We start from the raw sequence: 19,426 nt of genomic DNA, 5'->3' as shown, positions 1-19,426 counted from the left end.
GGCCACCTCCCGCGTGCGCTCGCCCCGCAGCGAGTGGCCGCGAGAGCGGAGCTGGGCAGGCAGGGAGGCGGTCAGGCGATCGAGGCGGGGCCGAGCAGGCTCTTGATCTCGCCGAACAGGTCGGAGGAGACCCGCACCCGCAGCGGCACCGCGAACACGCGCTCCATGTCGGGCCGCTGCAGCGCGATGCGCACGTCGGTCTGTCCCGCGTGGCGCTCGAGCAGTCCGCGCAGCTCGCGCATCGCCGTCATCGAGGCGCGCCGCTCGGGGATCCGCAGCTCGAGCGGCCGGGTGTCGTCGATCGGCTGCACATCAGGGGTGTCGATGCTGTTCGCACGCACCGTGATGCTGTCGTCCCGGGTCTGCGCACGGCCGCGCACGACCACCACCTGGTCGGCCAGCAGCGCGGCGCGGTACTCCGTGTAGGTCTTGCCGAGCACCATGATCTCGAGCTCGCCGCTGAAGTCCTCGACCGCGATGATGCCGTAGGGGTTGCCGGAGTTGCGGGCCACCCGGTGCTGCACGCTGGTGATGAGACCGGCGATCGCGACGTGATCGCCATCCTCGACCGACTCGTTCAGCTCCTGGATCTGATGCGTCGCGTGCTTCGCGAGCTCGAGCTCCAGGCCTGACAGCGGGTGGTCGGAGACGTACAGGCCGAGCATCTCGCGCTCGAAGGCGAGCTTGTCCTGCTTGCCCCACTCCGGCCGGTCCGGCACCCGGTCGGCGACGGTGTCGAGGTCGTCGAAGATGTCGCCGAAGAGGTCGACCTGGCCGTTCGCCTCGTTGCGCTTGATGGAGACGGCCGCGTCCACCGCATCCTCGTGGATCTCGAGCATGCCGCGGCGCGTGGCACCCATGGTGTCGAAGCCGCCCGACTTGATCAGCGACTCGACGGTGCGCTTGTTCGCGACGCCCAGCGGTGCCTTCTTCAGGAAGTCGTGGAAGGAGGTGAAGGCGCCCTCGCGCTCGCGCGCGCCGATGATGCCGTCGACCACCCCGTCGCCGACGTTGCGCACCGCACCGAGGCCGAAGCGGATGTCGTCGCCCACGGCCGTGAAGTACAGCGTCGACTCGTTGACATCCGGCGGCAGCACCGTGATGCCCATGCGCCGGCACTCGGAGAGGTAGATGGCCATCTTGTCCTTGGAGTCGCCGACGCTCGTCAGCAGCGCCGCCATGTACTCGGCCGGATAGTGCGCCTTGAGGTAGGCCGTCCAGTAGGAGATGACGCCGTAGGCGGCGGAGTGCGCCTTGTTGAAGGCGTAGTCCGAGAAGGGCAGCAGGATGTCCCACAGCGCCTTCACCGCGGCGGCGGAGTAGCCGCGCTCGTGCATGCCGCCGGAGAAGGCCTCGAACTGCTTGTCGAGCTCCTCCTTCTTCTTCTTGCCCATCGCGCGCCGCAGGATGTCGGCCTGGCCGAGCGAGTAGCCGGCCACCTTCTGCGCGACCGCCATCACCTGCTCCTGGTAGATGATGAGGCCGTACGACTCCGAGAGGATGTCGTCCAGCGGCTCCTCGAGCTCGGGGTGGATGGGCGTGATCGGCTGCTGGCCGTTCTTGCGCAGCGCGTAGTTGGTGTGCGAGTCGGCACCCATGGGGCCGGGCCGGTAGAGCGCGATGACGGCCGAGATGTCGCCGAAGTTGTCGGGCTTCATGAGCCGCAGCAGGGAGCGCAGCGGGCCGCCGTCGAGCTGGAAGACGCCGAGCGTGTCGCCCCTGCCGAGCAGCTCGTAGGCGCCGCGGTCGTCGAGCGCGAGGGTCTCGAGGTCGAGCTCCTCGCCGCGGTTGGCGCGGATGTTGTCGAGCGCGTCCGAGACGATGGTGAGGTTGCGCAGCCCCAGGAAGTCCATCTTGATGAGGCCGAGCGACTCGCACGCCGGGTAGTCGAACTGCGTGATGATCGCGCCGTCCTGCTCCCGCTTCATGATCGGGATGATGTCGATCAGCGGGTCGGAGGACATGATGACCCCCGCCGCGTGCACGCCCCACTGGCGCTTCAGGTTCTCGAGGCCGAGGGCGGTGTCGTAGACGGTCTTCGCGTCCGGGTCGGTCTCGAGCAGCGCGCGGAAGTCGCCCGCCTCCTTGTAGCGCTCATGCTCGGGGTCGGTGATGCCGGCCAGCGGGATGTCCTTCGCCATGATCGCCGGCGGCATCGCCTTGGTCAGCTTGTCGCCCATGCCGAAGGGGAAGCCGAGCACGCGACTGGCGTCCTTGAGCGCCTGCTTCTGCTTGATCGTGCCGTAGGTGACGATCTGCGCGACGCGCTCGGTGCCGTACTTCTCGGTCACGTAGCGGATGACCTCGCCGCGGCGCCGGTCGTCGAAGTCGATGTCGAAGTCGGGCATCGAGACGCGGTCGGGGTTGAGGAAGCGCTCGAAGATCAGACCGTGCTCGAGCGGGTCGAGGTCGGTGATGCGCATCGCGTATGCAGCCATCGAGCCGGCACCGGAGCCGCGGCCCGGTCCCACCCGGATGCCGTTGTCCTTCGCCCAGTTGATGAAGTCGGCGACCACCAGGAAGTAGCCGGGGAAGCCCATGTTCGAGATCACGCCGATCTCGTACTCGGCTCGCGCCTGCACCGCGTCCGGGATGCCGCTCGGGTAGCGCTTCTCGAGCCCGACCTGCACCTCGTGGCGGAACCAGGAGTGCTCGTCGTGACCCTCCGGCACCGGGTAGCGCGGCATGTAGTTGGCGCTGGTGTCGAACTCGACGTCGCAGCGCTCGGCGATCAGCAGCGTGTTGTCGCACGCCTCGGGCATGTCGCGGAAGAGGTGCCGCATCTCGGCGGCCGACTTCACGTAGTAGCCGCCGCCCTCGAGGCGGAAGCGGTTCGGGTCGTCCATCGTCGAGCCCGACTGCACGCACAGCAGCGCCTCGTGGCTCTTGGCATCCTCGGCGTGCGTGTAGTGCAGGTCGTTCGTGGCCAGCGGCGGCAGGCCGAGCTGCCTGCCGATCTCGAGCAGGCCGTCGCGCACGCGGCGCTCGATCTCGAGCCCGTGGTCCATCAGCTCGAGGAAGTAGTTCTCGGCACCGAACAGGTCGCGGTAGGAGGCTGCGGCGGCGAGCGCTTCGTCGAACTGCCCCAGCCGCAGCCGCGTCTGCACCTCGCCGGAGGGGCAGCCGGTGGTGGCGATGAGCCCGCCCGAGTACCGCTCGAGCAGCTCGCGATCCATGCGCGGCTTGAAGTAGAAGCCCTCCATCGAGGCGTAGGACGAGAGCCGGAAGAGGTTGTGCATCCCCTCGTTGTTCTCGGCCAGCAGCGTCATGTGCGTGTACGCGCCGCTGCCGGAGACGTCGTCGCCGGGCCTGGCATCCTGCCCGCCCCACTTCACGCGCGTCTTGTCGCTGCGGTGCGTGCCGGGCGTGATGTAGGCCTCGGTGCCGATGATCGGCTTCACGCCGTGCGCCTTCGCGGCCTTCCAGAACTCGAAGGCGCCGAAGATGTTGCCGTGGTCGGTCATCGCGACCGCCGGCATCTGCTCCTGCTGCACCGCCTGCATGAGGTCGGTGATGCGAGCCGCCCCGTCGAGCATCGAGTACTCGGTGTGGACGTGGAGGTGCGCGAAGTTCTCTGCCATGGCATCTCGATCCTACGTCGAGGCGCCCACCCGACAGGCCGGTGCTCCTACTCGTCGCGCAGCAGCTCGAGCGCGTGCGCGAGCTCGGCCGGGTAGCGCGACTCGAACTGCACCTGTTCCCCCGTCGCCGGGTGCCGGAACCCCAGCCGCATGGCGTGCAGCCACTGGCGCGTGAGCCCGAGCTTCGCCGAGATCGTGGGGTCCGCGCCGTACATGGCGTCGCCCAGGCACGGATGCCTCCTGGCCGCCATGTGCACACGGATCTGGTGGGTGCGGCCCGTCTCGAGCTCGATCTCCAGCAGGCTGCCGCCCCGGTACGCCTCCAGCGTCTCGTAGTGCGTGATGGCGTGCTTGCCGCTCGAGACGACGGCGAACCGCCACTCGTGGTTCGGGTGCCGGCCGACCGGGGCGTCGATGGTGCCGGCGAGCGGATCCGGGTGCCCCTGCACGGCGGCGTGGTAGATCTTCGAGACCTCGCGGTCGTGGAAGGCGGCCTTCAGCCGCGTGTAGGCGATCTCGCTCTTGGCGACCACCATCAGCCCGCTCGTGCCGGCGTCGAGGCGGTGCACGACGCCCTGCCGCTCGGCGGCTCCGGAGGTGGCGACCTGGAACCCGGCAGCGGCGAGCGCGCCGACGACGGTCGGTCCCTGCCAGCCCATCGAAGGATGCGCGGCGACGCCCGCGGGCTTGTCGACCACGACGATGTCGTCGTCGTCGTGCACGATGCCGAGATCCGGCACCGGCGTCGCGACGATCGCGGGCTCCTGCCGCGGCTGCCAGCTGAGGTCGAGCCAGGCGTCCCCTCGCAGGCGGTCCGACTTCTGCAGCACCGCGCCGTCCTGCTGCGCGCCGCCCGCCTCGAGCATCCCGACCACGGCGGTGCGGGAGAGCCCGAGCAGCTTGGCGAGCCCGGCATCCGCCCGTGCGCCGTCGAGGCCGGGAGGAACCTGCAGGAAGCGGGTCTCCATCAGTGCCGGTCGCCGGGTCGCTCGCCGTGTCGGCCGTTCGAGCCGTCGGGCCGGTCCTCGGGGTCGAGCGGCTGCGTCGCATCGGGGTCGGCGTCGACCGCGGCGCGCTTCGGCTCGTCGGTGTGCCGCACGCCGTCCAGGCCGATGTTGGCCAGCACGAGCAGCACGACGCCGATCATCGATCCGACCACGAAGATGTCGGCGACGTTGAAGATCGCCGGGAAGCCCCACACCTGGATGAAGTCGATGACGTGGCCGACGAAGACGCCCGGCTCGCGCGTCAGCCGGTCGGTGAGGTTGCCGAGCGTGCCGCCCAGCAGACCGCCGAGCGCCGCCGCCCACAGGAGCGAGCGGATGCGTCGCACCTGCGTGAGGATGAAGATCACCACGGCGGAGGCGAGGATCGTGAAGATCCAGGTGGAGCCCTCGGCGAGGGAGAAGGCGGCGCCGGGGTTGCGCACGAAGTGCCACTGCAGGATCTCGCCGAGCACCTGCCGATGCTCGCCCTCGGTCATCGAGGCGAGCACCCACTCCTTGGTCAGGAAGTCGACCACCCACGCGATGACGGCGGTCCCGAAGACGAGCCCCAGCATCCGCCAGGGAGTGCGTCTCGGAACCGCCGCAGCGCTGTCGTCCGTCGCGGAGCCGGTGGCCACCGAGCGGCTCAGTTGCCGCCCTGCCCGCCGAAGGCGAGCGAGGAGGAGCGATCGAGGTCGCGCAGCTGGCTCTCGATGTAGCCGCGCAGCTTGAGGCGGTAGTCGCGCTCGAAGCTCTTGAGCTCGTCGATCTTGGCCTCGAGACCGGCCTTCTGCTCGTCGAGCTTGGCCTTCTTGTCGTCGAACTCCTGCTGCAGCGCCACCTTGCGCTGCTCGGCGGCGTCCTCGATCTCCTGCGCGGAGGTCTCCGCGGCGGCGATCAGCTCGTCGCGCTTGCGCTCGCCCTCGGCGACGTGCTCGTCGTGCACCCGCTGCGCCAGCGCCAGCAGGCCGTCGGCGTTGGTGGATGCGGGCGTGGCGGCCGCCTCGGCCGGTGCGGCGTCCACGACCGGCGCGGCCTGTGCCTCGGGCGCCTCCTCGGCCTCGGTCTGCGCGACCTCGGTCTCGGCGACGACCTCCGGGGCGGCAGCGGCCTCGGCGGCTGCGCTCTGGGCGGCGGCGTCGCGGTCGGCGAGCTCCTTGGTGAGGCGCTCGTTCTCGGCACGCAGGCTCTCGAGCTCTGCGGCGTCGGGGCGCGCGACGGCCTCGACATCGCCGTCGGCAGCAGCGGCGGCGCCGGCACCGGACTTGAGCTGCTCGTTCTCGCTGCGGAGGCTCTCGTTCTCCTCCGTCAGCCGACGGAGCTCTGTGACGACCTCGTCGAGGAAGTCGTCGACCTCGTCCTGGTCGTAGCCGTCCCGGAAGCGCGTCGTCTCGAAGCGCTTGTGGACGACGTCGTCAGGAGTCAGAGCCATGGCGTGCCTTTCTTGGTCAACTCGCGGCCTTCGGCAGGCTGCGCAGAATTACTGTACCTGTCCGCGGTCGCGTTCCGATGATCGTAGCGTCAACGCAGCGGCCCGACGATCGTCATCGCCAGCAGCAGGCCCAGCAGCAGCACGAGCATGGCGATGTCGAGCATCGCGCCGCCGATCCGCACCGGCTTCACGAAGCGGCGCACGAAGCGCAGCGGAGGATCGGTCAGCCGCATGAGCCAGACGGACACCAGGAGCCAGAATCCCTGCGGACGCCAGTCATGCCGCAGCTGCCGGACGAAGTCGAGGATGATCCTCGCCCAGAGGACGTAGAACGAGACCAGCAGCGCGGTGTGGACGACCCAGGCGAGGATCGAGACGATCTCCACCGCGTCAGTGCGCGAAGACGGCCGAGTCCGCGTCCTCGTCGACGCCCCGGCCGCCAGAGACCGCGATGTGCTCGGGGGTGAGCAGGTAGACCTTGGTGGTGACGCGCTCGATGCGCCCCTCCAGGCCCTGCGTGAGGCCGGCGGAGAAGTCGATCAGCCGGCGGGCATCACCATCGGTCATCTGCGACAGGTTGATGATGACGGGCGTGCCGTCGCGGAATGCCTCCGCGATCGGCTTGGCGTCCTTGTACTGGCGCGGGTGCACCGTGAGGATCTCGCTCATGTCGTTGACCTTCTGGCTCGCGCGGAGCTTGGTGACGGGCGCACGGCGCGGCTCCTCGACGCGCTCGCGCGGCTGCGGCTGCGGCTGCGGGGCACGGTCGTGCTCCTCGGCCCGCTCGACGGGGCGGACCTCCTGGGTCAGCTCATCCTCCTCGGCGAAGCCGAAGTAGATCGCCGCCTTCTTCAGTGCGTTGCTCATGCTGGATCCTCCTCGTGGCGTGGGTTCACGCTATCCGCCGGCTGGGCGGTTTCCCGTGATTGCGGTGCCGATTCGCAGGTGTGTCGCGCCGTGCTGCAGGGCCTCGCGCCAGTCGGCGCTCATGCCCGCCGAGATCCAGTCGGCGGATGCGTCCAGTCGACGCACGCGCTCGGCGTGCGTCGCGAGGCGCTCGAACGCGCGACCGGGCTCCTCGTCGAGCGGCGCGACGGCCATCACCCCGCGCAGGCGCAGCGCCGGCGAGGCGGCGACGCGCTCCGCCAGCGCTTCGACGCGGGCCGGGTCGATGCCGCCGCGGCCTGGGTCGTCGGTCAGGTTGACCTGCACGAGCGCGTCGCGGACGGGCCGCTCGTGCGGCGATTCACCGCCTTCGAGCGCCTCGACGAGCTCGATCGAGTCGATCGAGTGCAGCACGTCGGCGTAGGCGGCGACCTGGCGCGCCTTCTTGCGCTGCAGCTGGCCGAGGAAGTGCCAGGTCAGGCCGAGCTGCGCGAGCCCGAGGGCCTTGTCGCGCGCCTCGGGATGCCGGTTCTCGCCGAAGTCGCGGTGACCGGCCTCGGCGAGCTCGCGCACGAGCTCGGCCGGGTGGAACTTCGTGACGACGACCACGGTGACGTCGCGCGCCTGGCGCGCCTGCTCGAGATCCTCGAGGAAGGCGGCCAGGCGCGCAGGGGCGTCGGTCATGGGCGTGTCAGCGCAGGAAGTCGGGGAGGAACTCGTCCTCCTCCTCGTCCACCTGGGTCAGCGGCTGCACGGGACCGGTGAGGTGGTCGGCGACCGGCGGTGCGGGCACCGCGCGGCGCTCGGCCGGCTCCTCGGTGCGCGGCGCCGCGGGAGCGCTGGGGGTCGAGGCGCGCAGGCCCATGTCCTCGCGCGCCGCGGTGCGGATGACGGAGTCGTCGTCCTTCGCTATCGGGCCTGCGCCGTCGAAGCCAGCGGCGATGACGGTGACGCGCACCTCGTCGCCGAGAGTGTCGTCGATGACCGTGCCGAAGATGATGTTCGCCTCCGGGTGCACGGCCTCCTGCACGAGCTTCGCCGCGTCGTAGGTCTCGTGGATGCCGAGGTTGCTGCCGGCCTGGATCGACAGCAGCACGCCGTGCGCACCATCGATCTTCGCCTCCAGCAGCGGGCTCGCGACCGCGAGCTCTGCGGCCTTGATCGCCCGGTCGGCGCCGCGCGACGAGCCGATGCCCATCAGCGCGCTGCCCGCACCCTGCATGACCGACTTCACATCGGCGAAGTCGACGTTGATCAGGCCCGGCGTGGTGATCAGGTCGGTGATGCCCTGCACACCGGCGAGCAGCACCTGGTCGGCGGTCTCGAAGGCCTCGACCATCGAGATGCCCATGTCGCTGATCTCGAGCAGGCGGTCGTTCGGCACCACGATGAGCGTGTCGACCTCGTTCTTGAGCGCCTCGACGCCCGTCTCGGCCTGCGCCTGGCGGCGCTTGCCCTCGAACGAGAACGGCTTCGTCACGACGCCGACGGTGAGCGCGCCGAGGCTCTTGGCGATGCGCGCGACGACCGGCGCACCGCCGGTGCCCGTGCCGCCGCCCTCACCGGCGGTGACGAAGACCATGTCGGCGCCGGCGAGCGCCTCCTCGATCTCCTCCGCGTGGTCCTCGGCGGCGCGCCTGCCCACCTCGGGGTCGGCACCTGCGCCGAGACCCTTGGTGAGCTCTCGGCCCACGTCGAGCTTGACGTCCGCGTCGCTGAGCAGCAGCGCCTGCGCGTCCGTGTTGATGGCGATGAACTCGACCCCTCGCAGGCCGAGCTCGTTCATGCGGTTCACGGCGTTCACGCCGCCACCGCCCACGCCGACCACCTTGATGACGGCGAGGTAGTTGTTGTTGGAAGTCACGTTCCGGCCCCTCGATCGAACTCTCAACCTCTAGTTGAAGTTTAGAGAATTCCTCACTTCATGCTGACGTCTCTGACGGTACGGGCCACGGACGTGCGAACGCGGGACCGACAGGGCGTGTCGTGCGCGGGAGCGCCAAGAAAAAGAATCGTCAGGTTCTACGGCGACCCGGTGGAGGCCGAGGAGCCTCGGACGACCGGGTGCTCCGGTGCTCGCACGTCGAGCTCGGCCGCTGCGGCGGGGTCCTGCGTCGCCATCAGCGCGGCCACCACGTCGGCCTTCAGGGGGCTCTGCTCGGCGCCGCCCCACTCCACCGTCTGGCCCGTCGCGAGCGTCAGCCGGATGTCTGAGGGGGTCGGTGCCGCGATGCGCTCGGTGGCCTCGAGCACCTCTGCGGGGACGGACACCAGCACGGTCGCGACGGCCTCGAAGTGCTCGCTGCCGATCTCGACGCCGTCGAGCCTCGGCAGCGCCGCAGTGGTGTCGTCGACCTGGCCGAGCACGACGCCGGCCGCGTCGATGACCGAGGCCCCCGCATCCGTCTCGATGATCGCGACCGGCCGTCGCTCGACGAGCCGCACGATCACGGTCGACGGCGGTACCACGTCGAGGCGGAACGACTCGATCTGCGGAATCGCCTGCAGCCGCTCGGCGACACCGGCCTCGGTGACGGTGGCGATGGGCTCACCCAACTGGTCGGCGAGCGCCTCCTGCACGACTGCCGGCTCGATGCGCTCCGCGCCCTCGACCCGCACCTCGCGCACGGCCATCAGCGGCGACCAGACCAGCGCCACGAGCAGCGCCAGCGCGAGGCCCAGCCCGCCGGCGGTGATGAGCGCGACGCGCAGCTGCCGGCGGCGGGGCGCCGTGAAGCGGCGCACCTCCGAGCGCTCCTTGCGCGCGCGGGCGCGCTTGGCGGCCTTCGCCTCGCGCTTGGCGTCGTCCATCTCTGCGCGGTCGAGGCGCCGCTGCTCGCGCTGCGCCTTCCGCCAGGCGCGGTCGACGCGCTGCGCGTGGGAGCCGCGCTCCGGCGGCAGCTCGGCGGGCGCGTCGCCCTGCTCGGCTCCCGTGGCGGCGCCCTGCTCCCCCGTCGCGGCGTGCACGTCCTCGGCGATCGCATCGTCGTCCAGGTCGGCGTATGCGCTCAGCGCCCAGCGGCGGGGCTCCGGCCGGGCCTGCCGCCCCCAGTCCGCCTCCGCCGCAGACCGACGCGCCTCGTCTCGGCGGCGGCGCAGCGCATCGAGGCGGATGACCTCGCGCACCTCGGCAGCGACGCCCTGCTGCGCGCCGCGATCGTCGTGCGCGGCAGCATCCTCAGCACGCTCCCCGAGCGGTCGCTCGAACCCGTCGGGGCGCCTCACGCCTCGTCGCCATCCTCGAGCGCCGAGAGCACCTGCGGGATGATGCGGTACACGTCGCCGCAGGAGAGGGTGACGATGATGTCGCCCTCCTGGGCGAGTTCGGCGGCCCGCTCGGCGGCCCGCTGCCAGTCGGGCAGGAAGTCGACCTCGGAGCCGTCCTCGAAGCGCTCGGCGACCAGTGCCCCGGTGACGCCCGGGATGGGGTCCTCGCGGGCGCCGAAGACGTCGAGCACCACGGTGTGGTCGGCGACCCGCTCGTAGACGGCGGCGAACTCGCCGGCCATGTCGCGCGTGCGGGTGAACAGGTGGGGCTGGTGGATGGCGATGATGCGGCCCTCGCCGATGATGGTGCGCGCGGCGGTCAACGCGGCGTCGACCTCGGCAGGGTGGTGCGCGTAGTCGTCGTAGACGCGCACGCCGCGGCGCTCGCCGTGCAGCTCGAAGCGGCGTCCGGTGCCGCGGAAGCCGGCGAGCGCGTGCGCCGCCTCGGCCGGCGCGAAGCCCAGCGCGAGCAGGGTCGCCAGGGCGCCCGCGGCGTTGACCGCGTTGTGGCTGCCGGGCACGCCGACCTCGAGCTCGACGCGCTCGCCGGCGATCTCCAGCGTGCAGGCCGCGCTCGCCCCCGCGCGGATCTCCAGGATGCGCACGTCGGCGTCCTCGGCCTCGCCGAAGGTCACCACCCGCCGATGGTCGATCATGCCGCGCACCCGCTGCGCGCCGGGGTCGTCGGCGGAGATCACGACCGCCTCGCTCGCACGGATGGCGAACTCGGCGAACGCCGCGTCGAAGGCCTCCGGCGTGCCGTAATGGTCGAGGTGGTCGGTGTCGACGTTCGTGATCAGGGCGACCGCGACGTCGTAGAGCAGGAACGAGCCGTCCGACTCATCCGCCTCCAGCACGAACAGGTCGGAGGTGCCGTGGCCGCTGGAGGCATCGAGCCCGGCGATCACGCCGCCGTTGACGAAGCCGGTGTCGACGCCGAGCCCGTGCAGGCCGACCACGAGCATGCCGGTGGTGGTGGTCTTGCCGTGAGCGCCGCCGACCGCGACCACGCGCTTGCCGCGGGCGAGCACGTGCAGCGCCTGCGAGCGGTGCAGCACCGGGATGCCGTGCTCGCGAGCCGCGAGCAGCTCAGGGTTGTCCGGCCAGAGCGCGCTCGTGACGACCACCGCATCCGGTCGCGCCTCATCGAGGGCGATGTTCGCGGCGGCGTGGCCGATCGCGACCGTCGCACCGCGCTCGGCGAGGCGGTCGACGGTGGCGGAGCCGGAGCGGTCGGAGCCCGACACGGCGAGCCCCTCGTCGAGCATCATGTGGGCGATGCCGGACATGCCGGAGCCGCCGATGCCGATGAAGTGGATGCGCTCGATCGTCTCGGGGATCTGCTGGGTGAAGTCCGGTTCGATCACGACTGCCTCCTCGTGGCTGCGGCCCGCTCGATCAGTTCGCACATGCGATCGCTGCCGTCGCCGACACCGGCTCCCGCGCTGGCGCTGGCCATCTCGGCGAGCCGATCGGCATCCCGCAGCAGCGGCACGAGCCTGGTGCGCACCCATTCTGCCGTGAACTCGCCGTCGGCGACCAGCAGTGCGCCACCAGCGGAAACCTGGTCGGCCGCGTTCATGCCCTGCTCGCCGTTGCCGTACGGCAGCGGCACGTAGACGGCGGGCAGGCCGACGGCCATCAGCTCGGAGACGGTCAGGCTGCCCGCGCGGCACACGACCAGGTCGGCTGCGGCGAGCGCGAGGTGCATGCGGTCGAGGTACTCGATCGCGACGTAGTGGTCGACGCTCGCGGGCTCGAAGTCGGTCTGCCGGCCGCCGGAGAGGTGCAGGATCTGCCAGCCTGCCCCCACGATCTGCTCGGCGGTGGCGACGATCGTGCGGTTGATCGAGCGCGCGCCCTGCGAGCCGCCGGTGACCAGCAGCGTCTGCCGGTCGGGGTCCAGGCCGAGCTCGGCGATGGCCACATCGCGCAGCCCCGCACGGTCGAGGGACGTGATCTCAGGTCGCAGCGGCATGCCGACGAACTCGCCCGCGAGCGTCGTCGAGCGGTACGACAGCCCGACGAAGTCGGTCCAGCGCGCACCGAGCACGTTGGCCATGCCCGGCTTCGCGTTCGCCTCGTGGATGACGATCGGCACCCGCTCGAGGCGGGCGGCGCGGTAGGCGGGGGCGGATGCGTAGCCGCCGAAGCCGACCACGACGTCGATGTCGCGGTCGCGGATGAGCGCGCGCACCTCCCGCACGGCCTTCCGCCAGCGGCCGGGGAAGCGCAGCGCAGCGGCATCGGGCCTGCGCGGGAAGGGCAGCTTCTCGATCGTGACGAGCTCGAGGCCCGCGCGCGGCACGAGCTCGCGCTCCAGCCCCTCGGCGGTGCCGAGCACGGTGAGCTCGGCGTCGGGATGCCGCTCCCGCAGCCGCTGCGATGTCGCGAGCAGCGGGTTGACGTGGCCGGCGGTGCCGCCTCCGGCGAGCAGGACGCGCATGCTCAGGCCCTCGCTGCCGCGGCGCGGGGGCGCACGCGCTGCACGGCGGGCTCCTCGCCGCGCGCCCTGGGGTTGTCGACCCGCTCGAGCGAGAGGACGATGCCGACGACGAGCAGCGCGGCGATCAGCTGCGAGCCGCCGGAGGAGATGAACGGCAGCGGCACGCCGAGCACCGGCAGCAGCCCGAGCACGACGCCGATGTTGACCAGCGCCTGGCCCACCAGCCACACCATGGCGGCGCCCGTGACCACGCGGGTCATCTGCCGCCGGGCCTGCCGCACGATGCGCAGCAGCGTCCAGGCGAGCAGGGCGAACAGGGCGAGCACGACGACGGCGCCCAGCAGCCCGAGCTCCTCGCCGATGATCGCGAAGATGTAGTCGTTGTCGGCCTCCGGCAGCCAGTTCCACTTCGCCCTGGAGTTGCCGAGGCCGACGCCGAACAGGCCGCCGGCCGAGAGCGCCCAGGTGCCGTGCAGCTGCTGCCAGCAGCCGGAGTAGTAGTCGGCGTCGGTGCAGCCCTGCAGGAACGCCGTGATGCGGCGCACGCGCGAGGCGCTCGAGAGCACCACCGGCACCGCGAGCACCCCGAGGGCGGCGACGGGCAGCAGCAGGTGCCACCACTTGACGCCCGCGAACCACAGGGCGCCGAACGAGAGCGCCACCATGATCACCACGGTGCCGAGGTCGCTGCCCAGCAGCACCAGGCCGATCGACAGGCCCGCGACGGGCGCGGCGGGGATCCACACCTGCCAGAAGCTGTCGAGCCGCTTCTGCTTGCGGGTCATGATCATGGCCAGCCACACGCACAGGGCGACCTTGACGAACTCGCTCGGCTGCAGCGAGAAGCCGCCCACGCCGATCCAGTTGCGGTTGCCGTTCGCGCCGAAGCCGAGCGGCGTGAACACCAGCACCTGCAGCGCGATGCCGAGCAGGACGCCGATCCAGGCCAGCCGCTGCCAGGTGCCAGCGGGCAGGCGCGCCGCGACCAGCAGGAGCACGACGCCGATCGAGGCGAAGGCCGCCTGCTTGACGAAGTCGGTGAAGAACGAGCCGCCCGCGACGTAGCTCTCGACCGAGGAGGACGAGAGCACCATGATGAGGCCGAAGACCACCAGGAAGAGCGTGGTGCCGGTCAGCAGCGCCGCGTTGAGCGTCGGGGCGCCGAAGATCGAGCGCACGCGCACCAGCGCGCGCCGACCCATCCGCTCGACGCGGCCGCCCTCAGCCGTGCTGAAGGGAGCTGCCGTCGTCGCCATGGGCTCCCCCTTCTCGATCTCGTCGGGCCCGCACCGCCTCGGCGAATCGGTCGCCGCGCTCCGCGTAGTCCTTGAACTGGTCCATGGATGCCGCCGCCGGCGCCAGCAGGACCGTCACGCCGGGCGCGGCATGCTCCGCGGCTGCCTCGACGGCCAGTCGCATCACGGAGACAGTGTCCGCCGTGTCGACCTCCACGAGCGGGATGCCGGGCGCGTGTCGCGCGAACGCCTCGCGCACGGGCTGTCGATCGACGCCGATCGCGACGACCGCGACGATGCGCTGCCGGTGCCGCTCGACCAGCGGCGCGACATCGGCGCCCTTGAACAGGCCACCCACGATCCACACCACCTTGTCGAAGGCGCTCAGGCTGCCCTCGGCGGCATGCGGGTTGGTGGCCTTCGAGTCGTCGACGAAGCGCACGCCGCCCAGCTCGGCGACCAGCTCGGTGCGGTGCCGGTCGAGGGTGAAGGAGCGGATGGCGTCCCGCACCTGGGCGGGCGAGGCGCCGTGCGCACGGGCGAGCGCCGCTGCCGCGAGCACGTTGCGCGTCATGTGGGGCGAGCGCAGCCCGGCCGGCTCGAGGTCGGCGAGGGTCGCGAGCTCGAGCGCCTGCGAGTGGCGGGCATCCAGGAAGGCACGGTCGACGAGCACGTCCTCGACGAGCCCGAAGTCGCTGCGGCCGGGCACGCCGAGCGTGAAGCCGATGGCGCGGCAGCCCTCGACCACCTCGGCCTCCTCGACCATGCGCATCGTGACGGGGTCATCGACGCTGTAGACGGCCGCGACCCGCGCGTTGCCGTACGCCTTCGCCTTGGCCGCGCGGTACGCATCCGCCGACCCGTGCCAGTCGAGGTGGTCGTCGTCGATGTTGAGCACCGCTGCCGAGTGCGGCCAGAGCGCGCCGGGGCCCTGCGCGGGCAGCGTGTGCAGCTGGAAGCTCGAGAGCTCGACCACGAGCACGTCGAAGCCCGCCGGGTCGCGCACGGCGTCGAGCACCGGGGTGCCGATGTTGCCCACCGGTGCCACGCGGAAGCCGGCCTCGCGCAGCATGTGCGCGGCGAGCTGGGTGGTGGTGGTCTTGCCGTTGGTGCCGGTGATCAGGATCCACTCGGCGGCCTCGACCTTGTCGCGCAGGCGCCAGGCGAGCTCGATGTCGCCCCAGATCGCGATGCCGCGCTCGGCGGCCGCCAGCAGCCACGGGTGATCCGGCCGCAGCCCGGGCGATGCGATCACGACCTCCGCCTCGGTGAGCGCCGCCGGCAGGTCGTCGCGCCCGGCGTCGACCACGGGCACCTCGAGCACGCCCAGGATCGTGCGGCGCTCATCGTCGACGCGCTCGGCGACGACGGTGACGGATGCGCCCAGCTCGGCGAGCGTGTCGGCTGCGGCGAAGCCCGTCACGCCCTGGCCGAGCACCGCGACGCGCAGGCCCGACCAGTCGGCGTGCCAGGAGGTCAGGGAGTCGAGACGGGTCATAGCCCCTGCAGCGCCCACTCGAAGTAGAACAGGCCGATGCCGGCCGCCACGAACAGGCCGCCGAGGATCCAGAAGCGCACGACGATCGTGACCTCCTCCCACCCCTTCAGCTCGAAGTGGTGGTGCAGCGGCGTCATCAGGAAGACGCGCTTGCCGCCGGTGGCCTTGAAGTAGGCGCGCTGCACGATCACCGAGCCGGTGACGATGATCGGCAGGCCGGCGATGAGGATGAGCAGCAGCTGCGTGTCGGTCATGATCGCGAAGCCGGCGAGCGCGCCGCCGAGTGCGAGCGAGCCGACGTCGCCCATGAAGATCTGGGCGGGGCTGGTGTTCCACCAGAGGAAGCCGATCAGTGCGCCGACCAGTGTCGCCGCGAGCGTGGCGACGTCGAGCGGCTGCAGCACGTCGTAGCAGCCGGGGCCGGGCTGCGCGCTGAAGCAGGACTGGTTGAACTGCCAGAAGGCGATGAACGCGTAACCGATGGTGGCGATGATCACGGAGCCGGTCGCGAGGCCGTCGAGACCGTCGGTGACGTTGACGGCGTTCGAGGCCGAGACGTTCATGATCAGGATCCAGAGCACGAAGACGATGCCGCCGATCGCCCCCCAACCGGTGAGGTCGAGCCACGGGATGTCGCGCACGCCGGAGATCACGGGGTCGACGATCGTGCGGTTGCCGCCCTGGTACAGCACGTTGATCGCCAGCACGCCGAAGAGCACCGAGACCACGACCTGGCCGGCGACCTTCGCCCAGCCGCCCAGGCCGAGCGAACGCTGGTTCGAGATCTTCAGGAAGTCGTCGAGGAAGCCCACCGCGCCCATGCCCACCATCAGCAGCAGGATGAGCAGTGCGGGCTGCGTGGGCGCCTCCTGGCCGAGCAGCTTGCCGCCGAAGTAGCCCACCAGCGTGGCGACGATGAAGATGAGGCCGCCCATCGTGGGCGTGCCGCGCTTGACGTGGTGGGACTGCGGGCCGTCGTCGCGGATGAACTGGCCCCAGCCGATGCGGGCGAAGCCGCGGATGAACAGCGGGGTCGCCAGCAGGGAGATGAGCAGCGCGATGCCTGCCGATGCCAGCAGCACGAGCATCAGAGGCCCCCGATCCGTTCGGCCAGGGCCTGGAGCCCTGACACGTTCGACGACTTGAACAGTACGACATCGCCTGCGACCAGCTCGCTGCGCAGCAGCGCCTCCGCCTCGGCGGCGGTCTCGACGAAGCTCGTCTCCTGACCGAAGGACGACTCGAGCTCTGCGGCGTCGTGGATGGCCTTCGCCCCGGTGCCGACGACCACCAGCCGGTCGATGCGCAGCCGCACCGCCTGGCGACCGAGCCGGTCGTGCTCCTCGACAGCGTGCGGCCCGAGCTCTGCCATCTCGCCCAGCACGGCGATGGAGCGGCGGCCCGCCTGCCTCGTCATGTGCGCGAGCGCGCGCAGCGCCGCGGCCGTCGAGTCGGGGCTGGCGTTGTAGGCGTCGTTGATGACGGTGATCCCGCCGCCGGGCTCGAGCAGCTCCATACGGCCGCGCTCGGCGCGCTCCATCGTCGCCAGCGCCTCCACGGCCGGCTCGAGCGGCAGGCCCAGCGCGTCGGCGACCGTCAGCGCGGCGAGCGCGTTCATCACGTGGTGCTCGCCGAGGATGCGCATGCGCAGCGGCCACGACCGGGCAGCGCCGTCGGCGGCGCGGTGGATGGTCGCGACGGTGCCCTCGAGCGTGGAGTCGATGCCGTCCGCCCAGAGCCGTGTCGGCTCGTCGGCGGGACCGGCGTCGGTGCCGTACCAGACCACGCGCGCCCGCGTGGCGGCGGCCATGCCGCGCACCCGCTCGTCGTCGCGGTTGAGCACCGCGATCCCTGCCTCGTCCAGGTCGCGCACCATCTCGGTCTTCGCGCGCGCGGTGGTCTCGATGCCGCCGAACTCGCCGGCGTGCGCGAGCCCGACCTTGAGCACGACGCCGACATCCGGGTGCGACATGGCGGTCAGCCGCTCGATGTCGCCCTCGACGCTCGCGCCCATCTCGAGCACCAGGTAGCGCGTCGACGCGTCGATGCGGAGCATCGTCATCGGGGCGCCCACCTCGTTGTTGAACGACTTGACGGGCGTCACGGTCGGCCCGTGCTGCTCGAGGATCGCCTGCAGCATGTTCTTGGTGGTGGTCTTGCCGTTCGAGCCGGTCACGCCGACCACGGTCAGCTCCCCCGCCGCTCGCACGCGGCGGATGACCTCGGCGGCCAGCGAGCCGAGCGCCTCTACGCCTGCCGGCACCAGCACGTGCGGCACGTCCTGCTCGACCGGGCGCTCGGCCACCACCAGCGCGGCGCCGGCGGCGACGGCCGCGTCGATGAAGCGGTGGCCGTCGGTCTCCTCCCCCGGCATGGCGAAGAAGGCGCCGCCGGCGGTGACGAGCCGCGAGTCGGTCTCCACCGAGCCGGTGACGCTCACGTCGTCTCCGTGCAGGGTGCCGCCGACGGCTGCGGCGATCTCGCTCGCGCGCATCGGCAGCATCAGCGCTCGTCCCTGCGCTTGTCCCCGTCGCGGCGCTTGTCGAGATCGACGGGCCAGCCCGCCTCGTGCAGCGCGAGCTTCGCCTCGTCTCGGGCGACGAAGGGCTCGCGCACGCCGGCGACGTCGCGGTAGTCGGCATCGCCTGGCCCGGCCCAGAGCACGGTGTCGCCGGGACCGGCGAGCGCGAGCGCCTCGCGGATCGCAGCCTCCTCCGGCGAGGACTCGATGATGCGCGTGTCGCCGGAGACGGCGCGCGCGCCCTCGAGCACCTGAGCGCGGATGCTCGCGGCATCCTCGGTGCGCGGGTTGAAGTCGGTCACGACCACGGCGTCCGCGAGCTCCGCGGCGATGCGGCCCATGTCTGCGCGCTTGGTGGCGTCGCGGTCGCCGTCGGCGCCGAAGACCATGATGAGCCTGCCCTCGGTCACCCGGCGCAGCGCGATGAGCGTCTGCTCGAAGGCGTCCGGGCTGTGGCCGTAGTCGACGAAGACCGCGGGGCCCTCCTCGCCCGAGACCCGCTCGATGCGGCCGGGCAGCGTGGGACGCATGCCGCGGTCGATCGCCTCGGCCACGCCCTCGATCTCGAAGCCGTCCTCGACCAGCATCAGGATGGCGATCGCGGCATCGACGGCCATGTGCCTGCCGATGAAGGGCACCTGCACCTCGATCGCGCCGCCATCGATGCCGGTGAGCGTGAAGGAGGTGGAGACGGGCGTCTCCTCCCAGATGTCGACGCGCCAGTCCGCGGGTCGCTCGGGGTCGCTCGAGACGGTGGTCACGGGGATGCGGCTGCGCTCGGCGACGCGCGCGCCCCAGTCGGTGTCGACGCACACGACGCCGCGCATGGCGCGGTCGGGCGTGAACAGCTCGAGCTTCACGTCGAAGTACGCCTCCATGGAGCCGTAGTCGTCGAGGTGGTCGTGGCTGAGGTTCGTGAAGGCGACCACGTCGAAGAGCACGCCGTCGACGCGGTGGCGCTCGATGGCCTGGGCGCTCACCTCGAGCACCGCGGCGCGCACGCCCACCTCCTTCATGCGGGCGAGCAGCGCGTGCAGCTCGCTCGCCTCGGGAGTGGTGAGCTTCGAGGTGACCACCGTCTCGGCGACGTGCCGCTCGGCCGTGGTCGAGAGCCCGGTGACGAAGCCCAGGTCGGCGAGCAGGCCCTCGAGCATGAACGAGGTGGAGGTCTTGCCGTTCGTGCCGGTGATGCCGAACAGCTTGGGCGGCTGCTCCCCCGTGCGGTAGACCCAGGCAGCGATCTCCCCCAGTGCCGCACGCGGCTCCTCGATGACGATCACGGGCGCCTCGGTCTGCAGCAGCGCGGCGCCCGCCGCGTCGGTGACGACCGCCACCGCGCCCCGCTCGAGCGCGCCGGCAGCGAACTCCGCGCCGTGCCTGCGCGCGCCGGGCAGCGCGGCGAACAGGTCGCCGGGCTGCACGTCGGAGGAGTCGTTGGTGATGCCGGTCACCTCGACGCCGTCGAGGTCAGCGTCGACATCCAGCTCGAACTCGTCGACCAGGCTGGCGAGGGGCCTCGGTGCGGGGTGCTCCGGTCGCAGGATCCTCGGGGTCACGCCCGCCACGGCCATCCTC

General features: G+C 71.4%; 16 protein-coding genes. All 16 read right to left on the bottom strand.

Annotation, left to right across the window (positions count from 1 at the left end; all coding sequences use genetic code 11):
- Positions 1–71: 71 nt before the first annotated feature.
- Complete coding sequence (gene dnaE / locus BM288_RS11810) at positions 72–3,581, bottom strand: DNA polymerase III subunit alpha (RefSeq protein WP_092919121.1); 3,510 nt, start codon at positions 3,579–3,581, stop codon at positions 72–74.
- A gap of 47 nt (positions 3,582–3,628) precedes the next feature.
- A complete protein-coding gene (locus tag BM288_RS11805; RefSeq protein ID WP_092919120.1) occupies positions 3,629–4,549 on the bottom strand; it encodes an RluA family pseudouridine synthase in 921 nt (306 codons plus the stop codon).
- A complete protein-coding gene (lspA, locus tag BM288_RS11800) occupies positions 4,549–5,142 on the bottom strand; it encodes a signal peptidase II (protein WP_092919119.1) in 594 nt (197 codons plus the stop codon). Before lspA ends, BM288_RS11805 begins: the two co-directional genes overlap by 1 nt.
- 71 nt (positions 5,143–5,213) lie before the next feature.
- Positions 5,214–5,999 (bottom strand): DivIVA domain-containing protein, encoded by a 786-nt coding sequence (locus tag BM288_RS11795; RefSeq protein WP_092919118.1) that lies wholly within the window; start codon positions 5,997–5,999, stop codon positions 5,214–5,216.
- 89 nt (positions 6,000–6,088) lie between these two features.
- Positions 6,089–6,385 carry a YggT family protein gene (locus BM288_RS11790; protein ID WP_177220375.1) on the bottom strand — a complete coding sequence of 99 codons (297 nt, stop codon included), beginning with the start codon at positions 6,383–6,385 and terminating at the stop codon, positions 6,089–6,091.
- A gap of 4 nt (positions 6,386–6,389) precedes the next feature.
- Complete coding sequence (locus tag BM288_RS11785) at positions 6,390–6,866, bottom strand: cell division protein SepF (protein WP_092919116.1); 477 nt, start codon at positions 6,864–6,866, stop codon at positions 6,390–6,392.
- A 30-nt stretch (positions 6,867–6,896) separates the two neighbouring features.
- Complete coding sequence (locus BM288_RS11780; protein WP_092919115.1) at positions 6,897–7,568, bottom strand: YggS family pyridoxal phosphate-dependent enzyme; 672 nt, start codon at positions 7,566–7,568, stop codon at positions 6,897–6,899.
- A gap of 7 nt (positions 7,569–7,575) precedes the next feature.
- Positions 7,576–8,748 (bottom strand): cell division protein FtsZ, encoded by a 1,173-nt coding sequence (ftsZ, locus tag BM288_RS11775; protein ID WP_318255532.1) that lies wholly within the window; start codon positions 8,746–8,748, stop codon positions 7,576–7,578.
- Between the two features lie 158 nt (positions 8,749–8,906).
- Positions 8,907–10,109 (bottom strand): FtsQ-type POTRA domain-containing protein, encoded by a 1,203-nt coding sequence (locus tag BM288_RS11770; protein WP_092919114.1) that lies wholly within the window; start codon positions 10,107–10,109, stop codon positions 8,907–8,909.
- The gene (gene murC / locus BM288_RS11765) at positions 10,106–11,518 is read right to left on the bottom strand and encodes a UDP-N-acetylmuramate--L-alanine ligase (RefSeq protein WP_092919113.1); all 1,413 of its coding nucleotides are present in this window, start codon (positions 11,516–11,518) and stop codon (positions 10,106–10,108) included. Before murC ends, BM288_RS11770 begins: the two co-directional genes overlap by 4 nt.
- Positions 11,515–12,597 carry a UDP-N-acetylglucosamine--N-acetylmuramyl-(pentapeptide) pyrophosphoryl-undecaprenol N-acetylglucosamine transferase gene (locus BM288_RS11760; protein WP_092919112.1) on the bottom strand — a complete coding sequence of 361 codons (1,083 nt, stop codon included), beginning with the start codon at positions 12,595–12,597 and terminating at the stop codon, positions 11,515–11,517. Before BM288_RS11760 ends, murC begins: the two co-directional genes overlap by 4 nt.
- A 2-nt stretch (positions 12,598–12,599) precedes the next feature.
- Complete coding sequence (gene ftsW, locus BM288_RS11755; RefSeq protein WP_092919111.1) at positions 12,600–13,853, bottom strand: putative lipid II flippase FtsW; 1,254 nt, start codon at positions 13,851–13,853, stop codon at positions 12,600–12,602.
- Positions 13,819–15,330 carry a UDP-N-acetylmuramoyl-L-alanine--D-glutamate ligase gene (gene murD / locus BM288_RS11750; RefSeq protein WP_092919110.1) on the bottom strand — a complete coding sequence of 504 codons (1,512 nt, stop codon included), beginning with the start codon at positions 15,328–15,330 and terminating at the stop codon, positions 13,819–13,821. The genes ftsW and murD overlap by 35 nt, the downstream gene beginning before the upstream one ends.
- Positions 15,327–16,418 carry a phospho-N-acetylmuramoyl-pentapeptide-transferase gene (gene mraY / locus BM288_RS11745; protein WP_092919109.1) on the bottom strand — a complete coding sequence of 364 codons (1,092 nt, stop codon included), beginning with the start codon at positions 16,416–16,418 and terminating at the stop codon, positions 15,327–15,329. Before mraY ends, murD begins: the two co-directional genes overlap by 4 nt.
- Positions 16,418–17,833 carry a UDP-N-acetylmuramoyl-tripeptide--D-alanyl-D-alanine ligase gene (locus tag BM288_RS11740; RefSeq protein ID WP_092919108.1) on the bottom strand — a complete coding sequence of 472 codons (1,416 nt, stop codon included), beginning with the start codon at positions 17,831–17,833 and terminating at the stop codon, positions 16,418–16,420. Before BM288_RS11740 ends, mraY begins: the two co-directional genes overlap by 1 nt.
- Entirely contained in the window at positions 17,833–19,422 is a 1,590-nt protein-coding gene (locus tag BM288_RS11735; protein ID WP_092919107.1) for a Mur ligase family protein, read from the bottom strand. Before BM288_RS11735 ends, BM288_RS11740 begins: the two co-directional genes overlap by 1 nt.
- Between the last annotated feature and the right edge of the window lie 4 nt (positions 19,423–19,426).

The organism is Agrococcus baldri (genome assembly GCA_900114805.1).
GTDB lineage: Bacteria > Actinomycetota > Actinomycetes > Actinomycetales > Microbacteriaceae > Agrococcus > Agrococcus baldri.
The sequence above is the reverse complement of the archived record's forward strand: the minus strand, read 5'-3'. Positions and strand labels throughout refer to the sequence as shown.

What these genes read in the sequence shown, in the direction of transcription:
- BM288_RS11780 (WP_092919115.1), bottom strand. Translation starts at nt 7,568, where the DNA reads ATGACCGACGCCCCTGCGCGCCTGGCCGCCTTCCTCGAGGATCTCGAG.
- mraY (WP_092919109.1), bottom strand. Translation starts at nt 16,418, where the DNA reads ATGCTCGTGCTGCTGGCATCGGCAGGCATCGCGCTGCTCATCTCCCTG.
- BM288_RS11785 (WP_092919116.1), bottom strand. Translation starts at nt 6,866, where the DNA reads ATGAGCAACGCACTGAAGAAGGCGGCGATCTACTTCGGCTTCGCCGAG.
- BM288_RS11760 (WP_092919112.1), bottom strand. Translation starts at nt 12,597, where the DNA reads ATGCGCGTCCTGCTCGCCGGAGGCGGCACCGCCGGCCACGTCAACCCG.
- ftsW (WP_092919111.1), bottom strand. Translation starts at nt 13,853, where the DNA reads ATGGCGACGACGGCAGCTCCCTTCAGCACGGCTGAGGGCGGCCGCGTC.
- dnaE (WP_092919121.1), bottom strand. Translation starts at nt 3,581, where the DNA reads ATGGCAGAGAACTTCGCGCACCTCCACGTCCACACCGAGTACTCGATG.
- murD (WP_092919110.1), bottom strand. Translation starts at nt 15,330, where the DNA reads ATGACCCGTCTCGACTCCCTGACCTCCTGGCACGCCGACTGGTCGGGC.
- BM288_RS11740 (WP_092919108.1), bottom strand. Translation starts at nt 17,833, where the DNA reads ATGCTGCCGATGCGCGCGAGCGAGATCGCCGCAGCCGTCGGCGGCACC.
- lspA (WP_092919119.1), bottom strand. Translation starts at nt 5,142, where the DNA reads ATGCTGGGGCTCGTCTTCGGGACCGCCGTCATCGCGTGGGTGGTCGAC.
- BM288_RS11805 (WP_092919120.1), bottom strand. Translation starts at nt 4,549, where the DNA reads ATGGAGACCCGCTTCCTGCAGGTTCCTCCCGGCCTCGACGGCGCACGG.
- BM288_RS11735 (WP_092919107.1), bottom strand. Translation starts at nt 19,422, where the DNA reads ATGGCCGTGGCGGGCGTGACCCCGAGGATCCTGCGACCGGAGCACCCC.
- BM288_RS11795 (WP_092919118.1), bottom strand. Translation starts at nt 5,999, where the DNA reads ATGGCTCTGACTCCTGACGACGTCGTCCACAAGCGCTTCGAGACGACG.